General features: G+C 34.5%; 21 protein-coding genes. 14 read left to right on the top strand and 7 right to left on the bottom strand.

What is annotated here, in order from left to right:
• The first annotated feature begins 129 nt into the window (after window positions 1-129).
• Window positions 130-822, top strand: coding sequence for a MotA/TolQ/ExbB proton channel family protein (locus AC3IS6_RS02265; protein WP_173967168.1), 693 nt, complete (start codon window positions 130-132; stop codon window positions 820-822).
• A 3-nt stretch (window positions 823-825) separates the two neighbouring features.
• On the top strand, window positions 826-1,221 hold the full coding sequence (locus AC3IS6_RS02260) for an ExbD/TolR family protein (RefSeq protein WP_489163257.1): 396 nt from the start codon (window positions 826-828) through the stop codon (window positions 1,219-1,221).
• A 433-nt stretch (window positions 1,222-1,654) separates the two neighbouring features.
• Here AC3IS6_RS02260 and AC3IS6_RS02255 read toward each other — a convergent pair whose 3' ends face one another.
• The 3 genes from AC3IS6_RS02255 to AC3IS6_RS02245 form a co-directional block, all read right to left on the bottom strand.
• A complete protein-coding gene (locus AC3IS6_RS02255; protein ID WP_489163255.1) occupies window positions 1,655-2,554 on the bottom strand; it encodes an energy transducer TonB in 900 nt (299 codons plus the stop codon).
• A 303-nt stretch (window positions 2,555-2,857) separates the two neighbouring features.
• Entirely contained in the window at window positions 2,858-4,084 is a 1,227-nt protein-coding gene (locus AC3IS6_RS02250) for a Glu/Leu/Phe/Val dehydrogenase dimerization domain-containing protein (protein WP_489163253.1), read from the bottom strand.
• 142 nt (window positions 4,085-4,226) lie between these two features.
• Entirely contained in the window at window positions 4,227-4,802 is a 576-nt protein-coding gene (locus AC3IS6_RS02245) for a chalcone isomerase family protein (protein WP_489163251.1), read from the bottom strand.
• A gap of 490 nt (window positions 4,803-5,292) precedes the next feature.
• Between AC3IS6_RS02245 and AC3IS6_RS02240 the strand changes: the two genes are divergently transcribed.
• The 12 genes from AC3IS6_RS02240 to AC3IS6_RS02185 all read left to right on the top strand — a co-directional run bounded on the left by AC3IS6_RS02240 (window position 5,293) and on the right by AC3IS6_RS02185 (window position 14,036).
• Window positions 5,293-6,435, top strand: a complete 1,143-nt coding sequence (locus AC3IS6_RS02240) for an acyl-CoA dehydrogenase (RefSeq protein ID WP_489163249.1) — start codon at window positions 5,293-5,295, stop codon at window positions 6,433-6,435.
• A 106-nt stretch (window positions 6,436-6,541) separates the two neighbouring features.
• Window positions 6,542-7,219 (top strand): Crp/Fnr family transcriptional regulator, encoded by a 678-nt coding sequence (locus tag AC3IS6_RS02235; RefSeq protein WP_489163247.1) that lies wholly within the window; start codon window positions 6,542-6,544, stop codon window positions 7,217-7,219.
• Between the two features lie 92 nt (window positions 7,220-7,311).
• The gene (locus tag AC3IS6_RS02230) at window positions 7,312-7,908 is read left to right on the top strand and encodes a peroxiredoxin-like family protein (RefSeq protein ID WP_489163245.1); all 597 of its coding nucleotides are present in this window, start codon (window positions 7,312-7,314) and stop codon (window positions 7,906-7,908) included.
• Window positions 7,909-7,914: 6 nt separating this feature from the next.
• The gene (locus AC3IS6_RS02225) at window positions 7,915-8,373 is read left to right on the top strand and encodes a YHS domain-containing (seleno)protein (protein ID WP_489163243.1); all 459 of its coding nucleotides are present in this window, start codon (window positions 7,915-7,917) and stop codon (window positions 8,371-8,373) included.
• Window positions 8,374-8,378: 5 nt separating this feature from the next.
• A complete protein-coding gene (locus AC3IS6_RS02220) occupies window positions 8,379-8,768 on the top strand; it encodes a DoxX family membrane protein (RefSeq protein ID WP_489163241.1) in 390 nt (129 codons plus the stop codon).
• Between the two features lie 2 nt (window positions 8,769-8,770).
• On the top strand, window positions 8,771-9,259 hold the full coding sequence (locus tag AC3IS6_RS02215) for a DinB family protein (protein ID WP_489163239.1): 489 nt from the start codon (window positions 8,771-8,773) through the stop codon (window positions 9,257-9,259).
• Window positions 9,247-9,957 (top strand): NRDE family protein, encoded by a 711-nt coding sequence (locus AC3IS6_RS02210; protein ID WP_489163237.1) that lies wholly within the window; start codon window positions 9,247-9,249, stop codon window positions 9,955-9,957. The genes AC3IS6_RS02215 and AC3IS6_RS02210 overlap by 13 nt, the downstream gene beginning before the upstream one ends.
• Window positions 9,958-9,968: 11 nt before the next feature.
• Window positions 9,969-11,003, top strand: a complete 1,035-nt coding sequence (locus AC3IS6_RS02205; protein ID WP_489163235.1) for a D-alanine--D-alanine ligase — start codon at window positions 9,969-9,971, stop codon at window positions 11,001-11,003.
• A 2-nt stretch (window positions 11,004-11,005) separates the two neighbouring features.
• Entirely contained in the window at window positions 11,006-11,662 is a 657-nt protein-coding gene (locus tag AC3IS6_RS02200) for a hypothetical protein (protein WP_489163233.1), read from the top strand.
• Window positions 11,663-11,690: 28 nt separating this feature from the next.
• Window positions 11,691-12,668 carry a M20/M25/M40 family metallo-hydrolase gene (locus tag AC3IS6_RS02195; protein WP_489163232.1) on the top strand — a complete coding sequence of 326 codons (978 nt, stop codon included), beginning with the start codon at window positions 11,691-11,693 and terminating at the stop codon, window positions 12,666-12,668.
• Window positions 12,669-12,703: 35 nt separating this feature from the next.
• Entirely contained in the window at window positions 12,704-13,381 is a 678-nt protein-coding gene (locus AC3IS6_RS02190; protein WP_489163230.1) for an SDR family NAD(P)-dependent oxidoreductase, read from the top strand.
• A 58-nt stretch (window positions 13,382-13,439) separates the two neighbouring features.
• A complete protein-coding gene (locus AC3IS6_RS02185) occupies window positions 13,440-14,036 on the top strand; it encodes a SprT-like domain-containing protein (RefSeq protein WP_489163229.1) in 597 nt (198 codons plus the stop codon).
• A 101-nt stretch (window positions 14,037-14,137) separates the two neighbouring features.
• Here AC3IS6_RS02185 and AC3IS6_RS02180 read toward each other — a convergent pair whose 3' ends face one another.
• The 4 genes from AC3IS6_RS02180 to AC3IS6_RS02165 all read right to left on the bottom strand — a co-directional run bounded on the left by AC3IS6_RS02180 (window position 14,138) and on the right by AC3IS6_RS02165 (window position 17,194).
• Window positions 14,138-14,899, bottom strand: coding sequence for an ABC transporter ATP-binding protein (locus AC3IS6_RS02180; RefSeq protein ID WP_489163227.1), 762 nt, complete (start codon window positions 14,897-14,899; stop codon window positions 14,138-14,140).
• Window positions 14,896-15,645: an MlaE family ABC transporter permease gene (locus AC3IS6_RS02175; protein ID WP_489163225.1), complete on the bottom strand. Its 750-nt coding sequence runs from the start codon at window positions 15,643-15,645 to the stop codon at window positions 14,896-14,898. The genes AC3IS6_RS02180 and AC3IS6_RS02175 overlap by 4 nt, the downstream gene beginning before the upstream one ends.
• An 80-nt stretch (window positions 15,646-15,725) precedes the next feature.
• Entirely contained in the window at window positions 15,726-16,574 is an 849-nt protein-coding gene (locus AC3IS6_RS02170) for a glycosyltransferase family 2 protein (RefSeq protein WP_489163223.1), read from the bottom strand.
• A 92-nt stretch (window positions 16,575-16,666) separates the two neighbouring features.
• Window positions 16,667-17,194 (bottom strand): methyltransferase, encoded by a 528-nt coding sequence (locus AC3IS6_RS02165; RefSeq protein ID WP_489163221.1) that lies wholly within the window; start codon window positions 17,192-17,194, stop codon window positions 16,667-16,669.
• Between the last annotated feature and the right edge of the window lie 58 nt (window positions 17,195-17,252).

The raw sequence follows: 17,252 nt of genomic DNA, 5'->3' as shown, positions 1-17,252 counted from the left end.
AATTGAGATAAAATAGTTGTGAATTGAAATAATTTTCGTTTTTTTTAGTTTTATAAGAGAGCGAAAATTATCTTTATTGCAAATTTCAAATATTTTTTAGAATTAATTATTAAAAACAAGAATTAATATATGTTTAGTTTCATTCAATTACAAACAGATACCATTGCAAACGCATCTAACGTAGTTATCGAAAAAATCGCACCCAATACCGAAATCTCTGTTTTAGGATTTATCTTAAAAGGAGGTTTTTTTCTGATTCCAATTGCTATCTTATTGTTTTATACTTTTTATGTAATTATAGAACGCTACTTATACATTAGCAAAGCTTCTAAAATTGATAGTCGATTGATGCAAGATGTTGGTGATAAACTAAACGCCGGTAATATAGAATTGGCCAGAACTATTGTTGAGAGAAGTAATACTGCGGCCGGAAATATTTTGAAAGAAGGTGTTTTGGTTATTGGAAGACCAATTGCTGAAATTGAATCCAATATGGACCGTGCTGCCGATATTGAAATTGGTGAAATGGAAAGACGTTTGGGACATCTGGGGCTTATTGCCGGGATTGCTCCAACACTTGGTTTTATTGGAACTATTTCAGGAGTAATTAAAATTTTCTATAGTATTTCTGTTACTGAAAATATTAGTATCGGAAATATTTCGGGAGGTTTATATGAGAAAATGATTAGTTCGGGTTCGGGATTAATTGTGGGAATTATTGCGTATAGTGCCTATCATTTACTGAACGGAAAAATTGATGATTTCGCTTTAAAAATTCAAAAACAAATATTAGAATTTGTCAATATAATTCAAAGAGCATAAGATATGTCAATTAAGAGAAAAAGAAGATTTCATGCCGAGGTGGCAACTTCATCATTAAGTGATATTATGTTTTTCCCGCTGTTGTTTTTTCTTATTATTTCAACGCTTGCAAATCCTAATGTTATTAAAATGACATTGCCGAAAGCGAAAGCAAATGAAAAAACAAATAAACAGTTGATTAGTTTGTCTGTTACCGAAGATAAAAAATTCTATATAGACAAAGTTCCGGTTGAATTTGATGCTTTGGAAACAACTTTAATGTCAAAAATAGGAGCAGACAAACAGCAAACTGTTGTAGTTCGAATTCCATTTAATCTTCAGGTTCAAGATTTAGTTGATGTATTGCAGATCGGAGTGAAGAACAATTTGAAGTTTGTAATTGCTACGAGTCCAAAGTAAGATTATCCTTTAGGGCGTGACCACAATAAAAAAATGGGCTATTCGACATGACGTTGATTCGCCCATTTTTTTATTGCTGTCGGGCTATCCGCGCTACTTCGGTAGCTTGCTTCTATCCCTCACGCGGAAAAAAGAGAGTATAGAATAAAGAAAAAAGAAGAAAAGGATAGGTTAAAGAAAAAGTAGTCATTGATTATGTCCTTTCGAGAAATAAAGCAATCTAGCTAATATAGGGAGGATAACATAATCTTGTCATTTCCACCGAAGAGAAAAACCACAATCGGTTATCGACAAAGATTGACTTTTGCTTGTGGAGTTTCTATTGTGATTTCTGCCGTCGGTCGAAATTGACAAACCAGATAAAACATAAAAAAGGCTTTCTGAATAATCAGAAAGCCTTTTTTAATTCGTGTAAATCTGTGCAATTCGTGTTCTAATTCAAACTAAAATTGTAAATAATTTTTCCGGTTTGTTTTGCAGGTGCGTCGCTGTCAGCATCCCATTTTGTATTCATTGCTGCAATCTTGGCTTGATCTAATAAGCATCTTGCTGTATTGGTTGTTCCTTTAATTCCAGGAGTCGCACTGATTGTTTTTCCGTTTTGATCCACTGTAATTTCAACAACAACTTTTCCTTCTTCATTACAAGTATATTTTGGTGCAGGTTTAGACAATGCTTTTCGGGTTCCTAAAGAATATCCTGATCCGCCGCCAGAGCCTCCTCCGCTTCCAGGGCCATAACCGCTTCCGGTACCAATTCCATTTCCGGTTCCGTTACCACCGCCGGTTCCTCCTCCGGAACCACCTGTTCCATAGTATCCGTTAGAACTTAAACTCCCGTTTGCTTTTCCTTTGTTTCCTGCTGCTTTATCATCGCCATCACCACCTTTGTTTGATCCTTTTAAAATACTGGACAAAGCATCGTTGGTAGAATTAGAAACTTTTGGTTTTTCAGGAATCGGTTTTGCTTCAGTTTTTACAACAGGTGTTGGCTTTTTAGACTTTTCTTTGATTGGGATTACAACACTTTCATCGGTTGTTGTATTTTCCTGAGTTAGAATTGCTTCGTCAGGCGTTGCTTTTGCCGGGGTTTGTCTGGCCTCGTTTTTTACATTTAAAACTTCGCTTTTATAATTTGCTCCCGAGCCTAAATCGCTGTCTCCAAAGTTTACCGTAACACCACCACCGCCTCCGCCACTAGCAAGTGCGACATTGTTTTCAGGATTGTAAGGAGGCCAAAAACGTATAAAAAATAAAAGCAAGAGTAAAAAGGCATAAATAGCCGTTGATATTAGTAAAGATTTCTTTTTATCTGAAGAATCCGTAAAAGTCATTTTGATTCCGGGTTTTGTAATTGTATTAAATAAAAACGTTTAAAAGTACTAAAAATTGTTTACAATGAGAGTGTGGTATAGAATTTAACCGCAAGGTTTGCCAAGGTTTACGCAAAGTTTGCAAAGCTGTTTTTTAATCTCGCAAAGTCGCAGAGTTGAAAAGAAAAATTTAAAAAGCAAAACTTTGCGACTCTGCGACTTTGTGAGAAATAAATTAGTGTACTTTGAGTAAAACCTTAGCGGTTGAACAAAAAAAAACGAGCCAAATAATTTAGCTCGTTTAGAATAAAAGTATACAGAAAATTATACTAATTGTTTTAGTGCAATTTCAAAAGCAGTTGCACTGATATTTGTTTTTGCTGAATTTAAAGTGTGGGCTTTAGCAATTGCATTTTTTATGATTTCTGAAGTATCATTAAAAATATCCTCATCTGTCATTTGAACTTTTTTCTCCATGAAATAAGCGAAAACTCTTGCCATTCCACAGTTTGAGATGAAATCAGGAATCAAACTTACTTTACGATCAACTTCTTCCATAATAGAACCGAAGAAAATTTCTTTGTCGGCAAAAGGAACGTTGGCTCCACATGAGATAACTTCTAATCCATTGGCGATTAAGCTGTCGATTTGGGTTTGAGTTACCAATCTTGAAGCTGCGCAAGGGGTGAAAATTTCGGCACCGATCGTCCAGATTTTGGTGTTGATTTCTTCAAATGGAATCATATTATCGGCAACCAATTTGTTTCCGTCTTTATTTAAAAATAAAGTTCTAATTTCTTCAAATGAAAACCCTTCTTCTTTTATTAACCCTCCGTCGCGGTCAATAATTCCGATTACTTTTGCGCCCATTTCAGCCAAATAGAAAGCGGCAGCAGAACCTACATTTCCAAATCCCTGTACAATTGCCTTTTTGCCTTTGATGTCTCCACCATAAATAGTATAAAAATGACGAGCCGCTTCGGCAACACCATAACCGGTAATCATGTCAGCCACGGTATATTTTCGGGTTACATCAGGAGAAAATTTAGGGTTTTCGATTACTTTAATAACCCCTTGACGTAATTGCCCGATTCGATTAATTTTATCTGCTTCGGTTGGTTTGAAATGTCCGTTGAAAACACCTTCTTGAGGGTGCCATACACCACATTCTTCGGTCATTGGAATTACTTCATGAATTTCGTCTACATTTAAATCTCCACCAGTTCCGTAGTAACTTTTTAATAAAGGAGAAACAGCTTTATACCAACGTTGTAAAACGCCTTTTTTGCGTGGATCGTTTGGATCAAAATTTATTCCGGATTTAGCACCTCCAATGGCAGGTCCGGAAACTGAAAATTTAACCTCCATGGTTTTGGCTAATGATAAAACTTCATTCATATCTAAGCCTTTTCTCATTCTTGTTCCTCCACCCGCAGCTCCACCACGTAGTGAATTGATAACAGTCCATCCTTCGGCTTCTGTTTCGGAATCTTTCCAGTTAAAAACAATTTCAGGTGCTTTATTTTCAAATTGCTGTAATAAATCTTTCATTTTGTTGAGATATGTTTAGTTTGCGTAAAAGTATAAAATAGAATAATGCGAATAATGTATCTACTGTCAAATTTTATCAAACAAAAAAAAGAAGGCCGAGAACAATGCGTTTCCGGCCTTAGAATTTTATAAATTTCACAAATTATATTCCTAACAAGTGTTTTTTCAGTGTTTCGTCAACTGGTTTATCTGAAAGCCAGATTCCGAACAATGCTTTTTTGAAATCAAATCCTGAGATTTTTCCTTTCAGATTTTCATTTTTGTAGACATTGATGGTTTGATCAAGTGGGTTGTAAGCCAAAACAAATACATCCTTTTCTGTAATCATATCACTTAGGAAAGTTTTAAATTCCTCTATTCGAGGTCGCAATTCAGCAAGATTGCTTCCTGTAGATTTTTCGAAACCTGCATTCATAGCTTTAGTCAATTTACTTGAAGAAACCATTGAAGAAGTAATTTCAATTCGGATTGCCATTTCGGTATCACTGTCAATAATAAATTGCGGATCCTGGCTTAGCTGCGATAAATATAGGGCCTGAACATAAACTTCCAACCACATTTTTGATCTGCCTCCAGCACCGTTAAGTTGTAAACTTTTGCCTTGAAATTCAATTTTTCTTGGAACAGTAACGCCATTCACATCAAGCTGAGTCTGGGCAGAAACTGTCGAGGATTGTATACTAAAAAGGAATGTAAGTAAAAGTAAAATCTTTTTCATGTTCTATCGATATTATAATTTTTAGGCAAAAATAATGTTAATTTATCAATTATTAAGCGTTATTAAATATGTTTTTTTCGTTGTAATTTCATTTTTTTTACCCCTATGAGATTAGTAATCAAATTAGTAAGAGTTGTTTTACGGGAAACCTTATATTTTAAGAATTGTTTAATCTTTTCACAGGTAAAATTTTACTAAAATTTTAGAAAATTGCTTTTTGAGCCGTGGCTTTTATTCTTGATTTTTAAAGAAATTATTGCAAAGTTGATGCGTGTTGCGCTAAATTTTTATGATTATAACGAAAACGTTATCGTAATTATTGCTGATCTATTAAATTTATATGCATGCATTGTTAAACTCGCATTTAAAATTTATCTTTGGAAGCCTTTTTACAGAAAAAAAGCAATTCAAAAAAACAAAACAAAATAACCATCATCTTAGTTCGATATTTTAAATTGAATCAAGACGAGAAAAATAAAACAAGATAACTATGGATTTTAATCTTACCGAAGAACATTTAATGATTCAACAAGCTGCAAGAGATTTTGCTCAAAACGAATTGCTGCCTGGTGTTATTGAACGTGACGAAAAACAAATATTTCCAACAGAGCAAATTAAAAAAATGGGACAATTAGGATTCATGGGAATGATGGTTGATCCTAAATATGGCGGAAGCGGATTGGATGCCATTTCTTATGTAATTGCTATGGAAGAAATTTCGAAAGTAGACGCATCAGCTTCTGTAGTTATGTCTGTAAATAACTCATTAGTTTGTTGGGGACTGCAAGAATTTGGGACCGAAGAACAAAAACAAAAATATTTACCAGGTTTAGCATCAGGAGAAATTCACGGAGCATTTTGTTTAAGTGAGCCTGAAGCCGGTAGTGATGCTACTTCGCAAAAAACTACTGCGATTGATATGGGAGATCATTATTTGGTAAACGGAACAAAAAACTGGATTACAAATGGAAACACAGCATCAGTTTATTTGGTGATTGCGCAAACAGATTCGGAGAAAAGGCATAAAGGAATTAATGCTTTGATTATGACTAAAGATATGCCGGGCTTCTCTATTGGACCAAAAGAACAAAAAATGGGAATCCGTGGTTCTGATACACACTCTTTGATGTTTAGTGATGTAAAAGTTCCTAAAGAAAATAGAATTGGTGAAGACGGTTTCGGATTTAAATTTGCAATGAAAACACTTGCAGGTGGTCGTATCGGAATTGCTTCTCAGGCTTTAGGAATTGCTTCAGGAGCTTATGAACTGGCTTTGAAATATTCTAAAGAACGTAAGGCTTTTGGAACTGAAATTTGCAACCACCAGGCAATTGCTTTTAAACTAGCAGATATGGCAGTTAATATTGAAGCAGCACGTCATTTGTGTATGAAGGCAGCTTGGGATAAAGACCAGCATAAAAATTACGATGTAAGTGGTGCAATGGCAAAATTATTTGCTTCGCAAGTGGCGATGGATACAGCTGTTGAGGCGGTTCAGATTCACGGAGGTAATGGTTATGTAAAAGAGTACCATGTAGAACGTTTTATGCGTGATGCAAAAATTACCCAGATTTACGAAGGAACTTCAGAAATTCAGAAAATTGTAATTTCGAGAGCTGTTATTGCAGGATAAATCTCTTAGAAGATTAGATAATTAAAACCCTTTCAGGTTATTCTATGTCTGAAAGGGTTTTTGTTTGGATTTTTAATTTAGTTATCTTTACAGAAATAAACTTTTTATGTACGAAGATTTAAAATATTGGTATTTACGGGATCATAAATTGTTTAGAACATTAAGTTATTCGCAGATTAAACAATTGTGTATTATCACAGGCTTTAAAAAAGCATCAAAAGGAGAAATTATTTATTTTTCTACTTCAGATTTGCCACGTATCTTTTTACTTAAAAAAGGAAATATTAAAATTGTATCTATCGATGAAGAAGGTAACGAAACTATAAAAGATATCATTCAGAAGGGAGATTTGTTTGGAGAACTTACTTTGGAAACAGATGCTAAGAATGAAGAATATGCAAAAGTGCTTTCAGATGATGTTGCTATTTGTAGTTTTCTAATGTCGGATTTCGAAGATTTATTGTTAAGAAATCCAACTCTGGCACTTTCGTATACCAAATTTGTTGGTCTGAAGATGAAACGTATCAAAAACAGCTACGCTAATTTAATTTCTAAAGATGCAAAAACCAGGTTGTATCAGTTTCTTAAAGACTGGGCAGAAAAGGAAGGAACTGCAGATGGAAATTCAGTAACGATTGAAAATTACTTAACACAAAATGATATTGCCCAAATCATTTGTACTTCCAGGCAAACCGCAACTCAGTTGTTAAACGAAATGGAAACCAATAAGCTGTTACATTACAATAGAAAAGAGATTGTCATTCTGGATATTACCAAAATTTAATTATTTTTGGCTAAGTGTAAATTAGCCGACATTTACCTTTTTCATACTACCGTAATTTTACATTATTAAATTAAGATGTAAAATTAAAAATTATGAAAAAACTATTTTTTGCTGTTTTAGTGGCCTTAAGTACGGCTGCTACTGCACAAAGTTCGCTTCCTAAAATGGCGACTGATGTTGCTCCTTTATTAATAGGAGAGAAAATCCCAAATAACACATTAAAAACATCCGAAAATGCAACTGTAAAAATTTCTGATTTACTTAGAAAGAAAAAAACAGTCTTAGTTTTCTATCGTGGCGGTTGGTGTCCTTATTGTAATATGCATTTGCAGGCATTAGCGGAAGCCGAGAAGCAAATTCTGAGTCTTGGATATCAAGTTGTCGCTATAAGCCCTGATGCTTCTGAGAATTTAAAAATTACAGAAGAAAAAGATAAAGTAAAATACACTTTGCTTTCTGACTCTGATGGAGAATTTGCCAAAGCGATTGGAATTGCTTATGAAGCTCCTGAAAACTATAAATCAGTAATTAACGTACATTCTAAAGGAGTTAATGCCAGTTTCTTACCTGTTCCGTCTGTTTTTATAGTAAACACGGATAGTGAGATTTTGTTCGAATATATTGCTCCTGATTTTAAGCACCGTATTTCGACTGAGTTACTTGTTTCAGTATTAAAAAAACTAAAATAAAACAAGATGAAAAAACTACTTTTTTTTGTATTGATTTTGATTTCGGGTCTTTCATTTGCTCAGAATGATGCGAAAAGAATCAGTCAGTACAATTTAGAAAACAAAGTAGCCATTAAGGGCTATGATCCTGTTGGATATTTTAATCAGGGAAAAGCCATTAAGGGAAAGAATGAGCTATCAGCTTCTTATCAGGGAGTGATTTATAAATTTTCTTCAAATGAGAACAAACAGGAATTTTTAAAAAATCCGTCAAAGTATGAACCGCAGTATGGAGGCTGGTGTGCTTATGCTTTAGGAAGTTCCGGAGAGAAAGTTGATATAAATCCTGAAACGTTTAAGATTATTGACGGCAAACTCTACTTGTTTTACAATGCCTTCTTTAATAATACCTTGAAAAGCTGGAATAAAAATCAGAACAATCTGAAGGTGCAGGCAGATGATAACTGGAAAAAAATAAACAAGTAATGGGAATGACAAAATCAGAAAAAATAGTCTGGATTTTAAGGATTGTTGCAGCTGGAATTTTACTACAAACCTTATTTTTTAAATTCAGTGGGGCAAAAGAAAGTATTTATATTTTCTCAACTTTAGGAATAGAGCCTTATGGGAGAATTGGCTCAGGAATAGCCGAATTGGTTGTTGCCATTTTAATTTTAATTCCAAAAACAACATGGATTGGAGCTTTGGGCGGATGCGGAGTGATGGCCGGAGCTATTTTTTCTCACTTGTTTGTTTTAGGAATTGTCATTCAGAATGATGGTGGTTTTCTCTTTTTGTTGGCCATTATTACTTTGTTATGTTGTCTAGGGTTACTTTATTTCAATAAAAATAAATTGTTTAATCTTCTAAATTTAAAATAGCCATGTTACTAAAATCAATACGTCACAGTTTAGATGAACTCAATGATTTGTTGAGTCAATTATCGGATACAGATTATGCAAGACCTTGCCCTGCTTTAAATAATTCAACAATTGGTGAGCATATGCGACACATACTCGAGATGTTTAAAGGTCTGGAAAATGGTTACGATGCGGGAATCGTGAATTATGATAACCGAGAACGAAATACCCGAATTCAAACCGAAACTGAGTATGCAAAAGAACTTATAACTGAAATAAAAACAGAACTAAAAAGCGAGAACAAAATTATTTATTTAGAACAGGTAATTGATGGACTTTCGCTTAGAATTCAGAGCAATTATTACAGAGAGCTGTTATATAATCTGGAGCATTGCATTCATCATCAGGCTTTGATAAAAGTTGCTGTTTTGCCGTTTAAAAATATTTTGGTTGATGAGAATTTTGGTGTAGCGCGTTCCACTATAGAATATCGTAAACAATGTGTACAGTAAGTTTTGTCAATAATAATGGAGTTGTAATTATTACTTCAAATCGGGATGAAAAAGTAATTCGTCCCGAAGCCATCGCGCCAAAAAATTATTGTCAGAATGGGAAAACTATCATGTATCCAAAAGATCCAAAAGCAGGAGGGACTTGGTTTGCAGTGGATAAAAACGGAAGTATACTAGTACTTTTGAATGGAGGAATAGAGAAACACCGCTCTCTGTTTCCGTATCGAAAAAGCAGGGGACTGGTTGCTCTGGATGTTATTTCCAGTGCATCGCCTAAGGATTTTTGGAATGAAATTAATCTGGAAGATATTGAACCCTTTACATTGGTTTTATATCAGGGAGGAGCATTGTATGAATTGATTTGGGATGGTCTTGTCAAAATAAAGACAGCATTAGAATCTTCTAAAAACCACATCTGGTCATCGGTTACTCTGTATCCTGAAGAAATTAGAAAGAGACGCTCCAATTGGTTCTTTAATTTTTTGAAAGACAAAGATGAAATCTCTGCTGTGGATATGCTAGATTTTCATCGAAACACCCAAAATGATGATTCTGAAAACGGCTTGGTCATTAACAGAGAAAATGTTCTGAAAACACTGAGCGTAACCCAGGTTGTAATTAAGCAGAATAAAGGGACTATGAGGTATTATGATTTAATTAGAGCAGAAGATTTTTCGACTTCTTTTATAAGTATTTAAAGCAAGTAAAGATGAAATTACTTTTTCATAGAATAACCAATTGGGAGTACTGGCCTTTTAAGGTACTGTATGTTCCTATTTATTTTCTTTGGGCTTACTATGCTATCAAAGCCAGATCGGTATTTTTCTTTAATGCATCTAATCCAAAAATAAAAAATGGCGGATTTATAATGGAGAGCAAAAAACAAATTTATGATCTGCTTCCTAAAGAATGTTATCCAAATACTATTTTGATTCGGGAGTGTACAGGTTTAGAAAAGATTGTCGAAAAGATAATAGAAAGCAGCATGTATTTTCCTTTAATTGCTAAACCTGATATTGGTTTACGTGGTTCCGGTGTGAAAAAAATCAGAAATGTATTGGAGTTGAGTGAATACGCCAGAAAAGCAAATTTTGATTTTTTATTGCAGGATCTCATTCCGTTTAAAAACGAAGTCGGGATTTTTTATGTACGTCATCCGAATCAAAAAGAGGGGAGAATTACAGGAATCGTTTCGAAAGAATTTTTAATTGTTACCGGTGACGGCGTTTCGACTATTGAAGATTTAATTTGTAAAACACCAAGATTTCAATTGCAGCTTGAAGTTTTAAAAGAGGAATATGGCAAACAATTGCAGAAGATTTTACCACACGGTGAAAGCATAAATTTAGTGCCTTTTGGTAATCACGCACGAGGGGCAAAATTCCTGGACGGAAGCGATTGGATTACACCACAACTGACAGCGACGATTGATGAAATAGCTAAGAAGGTTCCCGAGTTTTACTTCGGACGCTTTGATATCATGTACAATACTTTCGAAGAACTAGAGCGCGGAGAGCAATTTCAGGTCGTAGAACTAAACGGAGCGGCAAGTGAACCCACACACATTTACGATCCTAAACACTCGGTTTGGTTTGCCTGGAAAGAACTGGCGAGACACATTACGTATATGTACGAAATCAGTGCTGAAAATCATAAAAAAGGAGTTCCGTATCTCGATTATAAAGTGGGCATTCGGGAATATAAATTGCATTTGGCGCAAAACAGTAAGATCGTAAATTTTTAGATATGAAAAGAATAAAAAATATCTCGGTAGGGTTTTTGGTGAGTTTCATCGGATCAATTCCATTGGGGTATTTGAATTTAGTAGGTTTGGAAATTTATTCGAGATCAGGGCTGAATAATTTGGTTCTCTTTTTATTAGGAGTCATTTTTGTCGAAACTTTTGTCATTTATTTTACCCTAATTTTCGCCAGACAACTGATTCGTAATAAAAAATTGATGAAGATCATTGATTTTTTTGCTGTTGGATTTATGTTTATCTTGGCTTTTCTTTTTTATTTCGGTTCTAATCAAACTGCAAAATCAAATGAGAATTTAAGGAACTATTTAATGTATTCACCATTTGTTATTGGAGTCATTTTAAATTGTTTTAATTTTTTACAGCTGCCTTTTTGGACCAGTTGGAATCTCTATTTGCTTAACGGAAAGTATATTGTAATAGAAAAAAAGTTAAAATATTATTATATTGCAGGAACTTTGATTGGTGTTTTTTTCGGAATGTTGAGTCTGATTGTAATTCTACAGGCTGTTTTTGAAAAAAATAACGCATTTTCAAAGTATGTAATACCTGTATTTATTCCGTTTTTTTTCATTTTGTTGGGAAGTGTTCAGGTGTTTAAAGTGTATAAAAAATATTTTAAATCAACTGCAATAGAAGTTTAACCTCTAAAGCACATTCAAATCTTCACTTATGAAAAAACTGTACGTTCTATTTCCGTTTGTTTTTTTAGCTTGTAAATCGAATCCTTCAGCAATAGCTACTACCGCTCCGACAGCAGATTCAAAACCCATTGAAGTTACCTATAAGGTAAAGGAATCTGAGGTTTCTGGTTTTTTAAAAAGTTTATCTTCAGATGAGATGGAAGGGCGTGAAACCGGAACAAAAGGAATCGAGAAAGCAGCCATTTTTTTAGAAGACTTCTTCAAACAAAATAAAGTAAAACCGTATTTTGTTTCTTACAGAGATACCTTAACCAATTTTAAAACACCGGCGTATAATATTGTTGGAGTTATAGAAGGAACAGATGCGGTGCTGAAAAAAGAATACGTGGTCTTAAGTGCACATTACGACCATATAGGGTTGGAGAAAAAACAGCAGCCAGATGTTGTTTTTAATGGTGCTAATGATGATGCCTCGGGAGTTACGGCAGTTGCAGAGCTGGCGAAGTATTTTAGCGAAACAAAATCGAACAAACGCAGTATTCTTTTTGTGTTTTTTACAGGAGAAGAAAAAGGATTGTTGGGGTCTAAAAGTTTGGTGCAAAAACTTAAAAAGCAAAATTTCAATTTGTACACACAATTGAATATCGAAATGATTGGTGTGCCAATGAAACGTGATTATCTGGCTTATATTACCGGTTTTGATAAAAGTAATATGGCCCAAAAAATAAACGAATACACTGGTAAAAAAACAATCGGGTTCCTACCTAAAGAAGCAGAGTATAAATTGTTTTACAGATCGGATAACTTTTCTTTTTATGAGGCATTTAAAAAACCATGTCAGTCCGTAAGTACTTTTGATTTTGAAAATTTTGACTTTTACCACCATGTTTCAGATGAATTTAAGGTAATGGATATTCCGCATATGACCTCTTTTATTCAGGAATTTTTGCCGGCCGTAACTAAAATTACGATTACACCAACGGAAGAAATTACAATGAATAATTAATCTGTCGTTTTATTCGATTTGCTTATTTTTGCTTTATGAAAAATATTATTGTTACCGGAACCAGTCGTGGAATTGGTTACGAATTAGCATTGCAGTTTGCCAATGCAGGTCATCAGGTTCTGGCAATTTCCAGAAAAATACCTACTACACTTTTAGAACATCATAATATTAGCTGTCTGTCTGTTGATCTGGCAGATGAAACTGCTTTGGCGGAAGTAGATCAGTTTCTTTCTTCTTCCTGGAAAAGGGTTGATGCAGTGGTACATAACGCCGGTGCATTGTTGTTAAAACCTTTTGCCGAAACCACTCAGGCTGATTTTGAAAGTATTTATAAAGTGAATGTTTTTGCTGTTGCTAACTTAACGCGTATTTGTCTTCCTTATCTTCAAAGCGGTAGCCATGTGGTAACCATTAGTTCTATTGGAGGGGTAAGAGGAAGTTTGAAATTTGCAGGTCTTGCAGCTTATAGTTCCAGTAAAGGAGCTGTAATTACTTTGACTGAATTATTGGCAGAAGAATACAAAGAAAGAGGGATTTCATTTAATGTGCTGGCTCTGGGGTCGGTTCAGACAGAAATGTTAAATGAAGCTTTCCCGGGTTATCAGGCGCCAATTTCTGCCGAAGGAATGGCAACATACATCAATGATTTTACACTCAACGGAAATAAATATTTCAACGGAAAGGTGCTGGAAGTTTCCTCAACGAATCCGTAATTTTAAATTCCAAATTGAAGAAAACTTCTAACTTTTTACAAATAACATTTAACTTGAAGTGAGCGAAACTTTAGCTAAATACATACCAGAGCATGCTGTAAAGCCTGTTTTTGATTTGATTGTTGCCAATCAGGTTCATCTGAAAATCGTCAATGAGCGTCAGACGCGTCATGGTGATTACAGAAGAGGTCCAAGTGGTAAACATGAAATTACGGTGAATGCGAGTTTGAATAAATATCGCTTTTTAATTACGCTCATTCATGAAATATCGCATTTGGTTGCATTTGAGAAATTTGGAAGAAAAATAAAACCTCATGGTAACGAATGGAAGTTTACTTTTCAAAGGATGATGGTTCCCTTTATTCGTCCCGAAATTTTCCCAGGTTCATTATTGCCTTTGTTAGCAAGGCATTTTAAGAACCCTTCGGCAAGCAGTGATACCGATACCACTTTGTCTTTGGCCTTAAAACAATACGATGCAGCCAACGATAAGAGCTATATTTTTGAAATTCCCTACGGAAGTGTATTCAGGATTAAAAACGGTAAAATATTCAAGAAATTGGCCGTTAGAACCAAGCGTTTTGAATGTATTGAGATTAGCTCCGGAAAAACATATCTGTTTAATCCAAATGCTGAAGTGGAGATAATACATTAAAAGAAAAATCCAATAAAAAAAATCCAAATTCCAATACTTATACAGTTGGAATTTGGATTTTTTTTATTGAGTTTCCCAGCGAGAATTAGAATTTAAAAGCTTTATCCTTTCAAATAAGCCTCTCTTACTTTTTTAAACAGATTTGAAGAGTAAACGAATTTTACAATCGCTTCGTTATCGGTTCTAAAGATTTCTTCTTTAGTTCCCTGCCAGGCTTTTACACCTTTTTTCAGGAATACGATATTCTCGCCAATTTCCATTACTGAGTTCATATCGTGGGTGTTGATCACCGTTGTAATGTTGTATTCTTCTGTGATTTCTTTGATTAGATTATCAATAAGGGTAGAAGTATTTGGGTCCAAACCAGAATTGGGTTCATCGCAAAATAAATACTTTGGATTGTTTACAATCGCGCGTGCAATCGCAACACGCTTTTGCATTCCTCCTGAAATTTCAGAAGGTAATTTTTTATGCGCATCAATTAAGTTTACTCTTTCCAGGACAAAATCAACACGTTCTTTGATTTTAGCCTTATTGTCGTTGGTAAACATTTTTAACGGGAATGCAACATTCTCTTCAACGGTCATCGAATCAAACAAAGCACTTCCCTGAAAAACCATACCGATTTCAGTTCTTAATTCTCTTTTTTCATCAGGATCCAGTTCTGAATAAATACGACCATCAAAGGAAATAGTTCCTTTGTCTGGTGTATGAATTCCTAACAGACTTTTTAATAAAACTGTTTTTCCGGATCCACTCTGTCCAATAATCAGGTTGGTTTTTCCAGTTTCAAAAACTGTCGAAACACCTTTCAGAACCTTGCTGTCGCCAAATGATTTTTCTAAATTTTTTACTTCTATCATGATCCTAGTAACAATTGTGTTAGTATATAATTAAAAAGAATGATTGAAACCGAAGTCCAAACAAACGATACTGTACTGGCTTTACCTACCTCAAGGGCGCCACCTTTCATATAATAACCGTGAAAAGACGGAATGGTAGCCAACAACATGGCAAATATTAAAGTTTTAATAAAAGCATAAGTGATGTGAAAAGGAATGAATTCCATTTGAGCACCAATAATAAAGTCATTACTTGTGGTAAAGCCTCCGTAAACACCTGCAAGCCATCCTCCAAAAATTCCTAAAAACATACTGATTCCAATTACAAAAGGATACAATAGTAAAGCAATAATTTTAGGGAAAACTAGATAGTTAAGAGAGTTTACACCCATAACTTCCAATGCATCGATTTGTTCTGTAACACGCATAGTACCAATGCTTGAGGTGATAAAGGACCCCATTTTTCCCGCCATAATTACCGAAATAAAAGTAGGGGCGAACTCTAAAATCACGGATTGACGCGTAGCAAAACCAATTAAATATTTTGGGATTAACGGATTTGTTAAGTTTAAAGCGGTTTGAATCGCAACAACACCTCCAACAAAGAAAGAGATAAAACAAACGATACCTAAAGAGTCTATAATTAAATCATCAATTTCTTTAAAAATTAATTGTCGCATAACAGACCACTTGGTCTGTTTATTGAAAATCTCTTTCAGCATTAAAAAATATCTCCCGATTTGGGATAAGTAACGAATTAGCATCATAGTTTTACAAATATTGGCTAAGGTAAAAAGAAGTTATGAGTTTTGGGGTATGAGTTAAGTCTTTTCGGTTGTTTTCCGAATCAAATTAACTTTTCTTTCATTTTTTGAAAGCGATAATTCCTAATAAATTTAGCTTGTTCAGGGGTAACCAGTAGTGGGGTTTTGGCTCTTTTTGCTTTCCAGAATCCTTGAATATAATCAAAAAAGAGGAGCGGTTTTTTCTTCATCATGGCCAATTTAGCCGATGCGATTGCTGTAATCCAGAAGCCGTATCCTAAAGTGAAAAAAGCTTCACCTTGCTTGTATCGGGCTGTTTTGTTATAATTTGCGCCTGTTGGTTTAAGATGTTTTACGTGTAAAGAAGAGTCGGTAACGATCTTCCATCCATAATATTTACAAAGTAATTCGTCTACGGTGTCCCAGCCCATAGCAGGTTTTAAACCTCCAATTTGCTCGAAAGCAGCTTTGCGATACGCCTTTAATGCTCCGCGAATATGATCTTTGTCGGTAAGATTTTCGAGAATCCAGTCGCCATTTTTTTCAATGTAACAAAAACCACCCGCCATTCCAATTTTCGAATCAGATTGAAAATGGGTAATAATCGTTTCGAAGTAATTGGCAGGAAAAATGAGATCACCATCTATTTTTACAATAATATCATATTCTGAACCCAAAGTTTCAAAACCTTTTTGAAAAGCCTGAATAACTTTGCTTCCGGGCATATGAATTGCATCTGACGTTTTATTTACAATAGAAATAAAAGGATGGTCTTTTGCAAAACCCAATACAATTTCTTCTGTCTTATCCGTTGAGTTGTCATTTACCACTACAATTTTTGAAGGTAAAACAGTTTGTGAAACCAAAGACTGTAAGGTCAAGCCAATTAAATCTTGTTCGTTGTGAGCCGGAATGACGATGTAATACTTCATAATTTTCAATTTAAATTCCAATTCTTTAAATTCCAAATTCCAATCAAAACGGGCTTAATTGGAATTTGGATTTTTTTTATTGGAATTTGACTTTAGGCTTTTATTTTTTCCGCTACAACAATATAATATCTTGGCGTGAAATATCTTAGTAAAGGTCTGAATCCAAACTTTTTTACGGGATGTGTAAATTTTTGGCGGTCGGTTATTTTCCAGCCTGTTTTTTCTAAAAGCCAGTCCAGTTGCCAGTCTTCAAATTCATGATAATGTCTGTCCCACATATCAGTCTTAGAACGATATGCGGATGAAAACCATAAACGCAATGGGATCGATATTACTAACTTATCACATTTTACGTTTTGTAGAATAGTGTAAGGGTTTAGCAAGTGTTCGAAGATTTCAAATGCGGTAAAAACAGTATATTCTTCCGTTTGCAAAGCTGTTTGATCGTTGTCTAAATCTTCGCCTTTTGTATTTTTTACAGTATAACCATTTTCTTCCATTATTTTAGAGAATGGATTTGATACACCAAAATCAAAAATGGTTTCTGATGTTTTAACGTGTTTTTGTAAAAACTCTAAAGTAAGTTTGAATCTTTTATTCGGAAACGTTTTTTCGTACATAGTCGCTGCGAGGAACGAAACAATCTCTCGTTCTTGATTTATAATTAGGGCACAAATA

This window comes from Flavobacterium sp. KH_035, assembly GCF_057839565.1.
Note: the sequence above shows the minus strand (reverse complement) of the source record. Positions and strands in the feature narration are given on the sequence as shown.

Excerpts from the sequence above, each read along its gene's own strand:
- AC3IS6_RS02235 (WP_489163247.1), top strand. The coding sequence starts at position 6,542 with ATGTACGAAGATTTAAAATATTGGTATTTACGGGATCATAAATTGTTT.
- AC3IS6_RS02260 (WP_489163257.1), top strand. The coding sequence starts at position 826 with ATGTCAATTAAGAGAAAAAGAAGATTTCATGCCGAGGTGGCAACTTCA.
- AC3IS6_RS02200 (WP_489163233.1), top strand. The coding sequence starts at position 11,006 with ATGAAAAGAATAAAAAATATCTCGGTAGGGTTTTTGGTGAGTTTCATC.
- AC3IS6_RS02170 (WP_489163223.1), bottom strand. The coding sequence starts at position 16,574 with ATGAAGTATTACATCGTCATTCCGGCTCACAACGAACAAGATTTAATT.
- AC3IS6_RS02180 (WP_489163227.1), bottom strand. The coding sequence starts at position 14,899 with ATGATAGAAGTAAAAAATTTAGAAAAATCATTTGGCGACAGCAAGGTT.
- AC3IS6_RS02190 (WP_489163230.1), top strand. The coding sequence starts at position 12,704 with ATGAAAAATATTATTGTTACCGGAACCAGTCGTGGAATTGGTTACGAA.
- AC3IS6_RS02220 (WP_489163241.1), top strand. The coding sequence starts at position 8,379 with ATGACAAAATCAGAAAAAATAGTCTGGATTTTAAGGATTGTTGCAGCT.
- AC3IS6_RS02250 (WP_489163253.1), bottom strand. The coding sequence starts at position 4,084 with ATGAAAGATTTATTACAGCAATTTGAAAATAAAGCACCTGAAATTGTT.
- AC3IS6_RS02210 (WP_489163237.1), top strand. The coding sequence starts at position 9,247 with ATGTGTACAGTAAGTTTTGTCAATAATAATGGAGTTGTAATTATTACT.
- AC3IS6_RS02225 (WP_489163243.1), top strand. The coding sequence starts at position 7,915 with ATGAAAAAACTACTTTTTTTTGTATTGATTTTGATTTCGGGTCTTTCA.
- AC3IS6_RS02240 (WP_489163249.1), top strand. The coding sequence starts at position 5,293 with ATGGATTTTAATCTTACCGAAGAACATTTAATGATTCAACAAGCTGCA.
- AC3IS6_RS02245 (WP_489163251.1), bottom strand. The coding sequence starts at position 4,802 with ATGAAAAAGATTTTACTTTTACTTACATTCCTTTTTAGTATACAATCC.
- AC3IS6_RS02230 (WP_489163245.1), top strand. The coding sequence starts at position 7,312 with ATGAAAAAACTATTTTTTGCTGTTTTAGTGGCCTTAAGTACGGCTGCT.
- AC3IS6_RS02195 (WP_489163232.1), top strand. The coding sequence starts at position 11,691 with ATGAAAAAACTGTACGTTCTATTTCCGTTTGTTTTTTTAGCTTGTAAA.
- AC3IS6_RS02165 (WP_489163221.1), bottom strand. The coding sequence starts at position 17,194 with ATGTACGAAAAAACGTTTCCGAATAAAAGATTCAAACTTACTTTAGAG.
- AC3IS6_RS02215 (WP_489163239.1), top strand. The coding sequence starts at position 8,771 with ATGTTACTAAAATCAATACGTCACAGTTTAGATGAACTCAATGATTTG.
- AC3IS6_RS02265 (WP_173967168.1), top strand. The coding sequence starts at position 130 with ATGTTTAGTTTCATTCAATTACAAACAGATACCATTGCAAACGCATCT.
- AC3IS6_RS02255 (WP_489163255.1), bottom strand. The coding sequence starts at position 2,554 with ATGACTTTTACGGATTCTTCAGATAAAAAGAAATCTTTACTAATATCA.
- AC3IS6_RS02205 (WP_489163235.1), top strand. The coding sequence starts at position 9,969 with ATGAAATTACTTTTTCATAGAATAACCAATTGGGAGTACTGGCCTTTT.
- AC3IS6_RS02175 (WP_489163225.1), bottom strand. The coding sequence starts at position 15,645 with ATGATGCTAATTCGTTACTTATCCCAAATCGGGAGATATTTTTTAATG.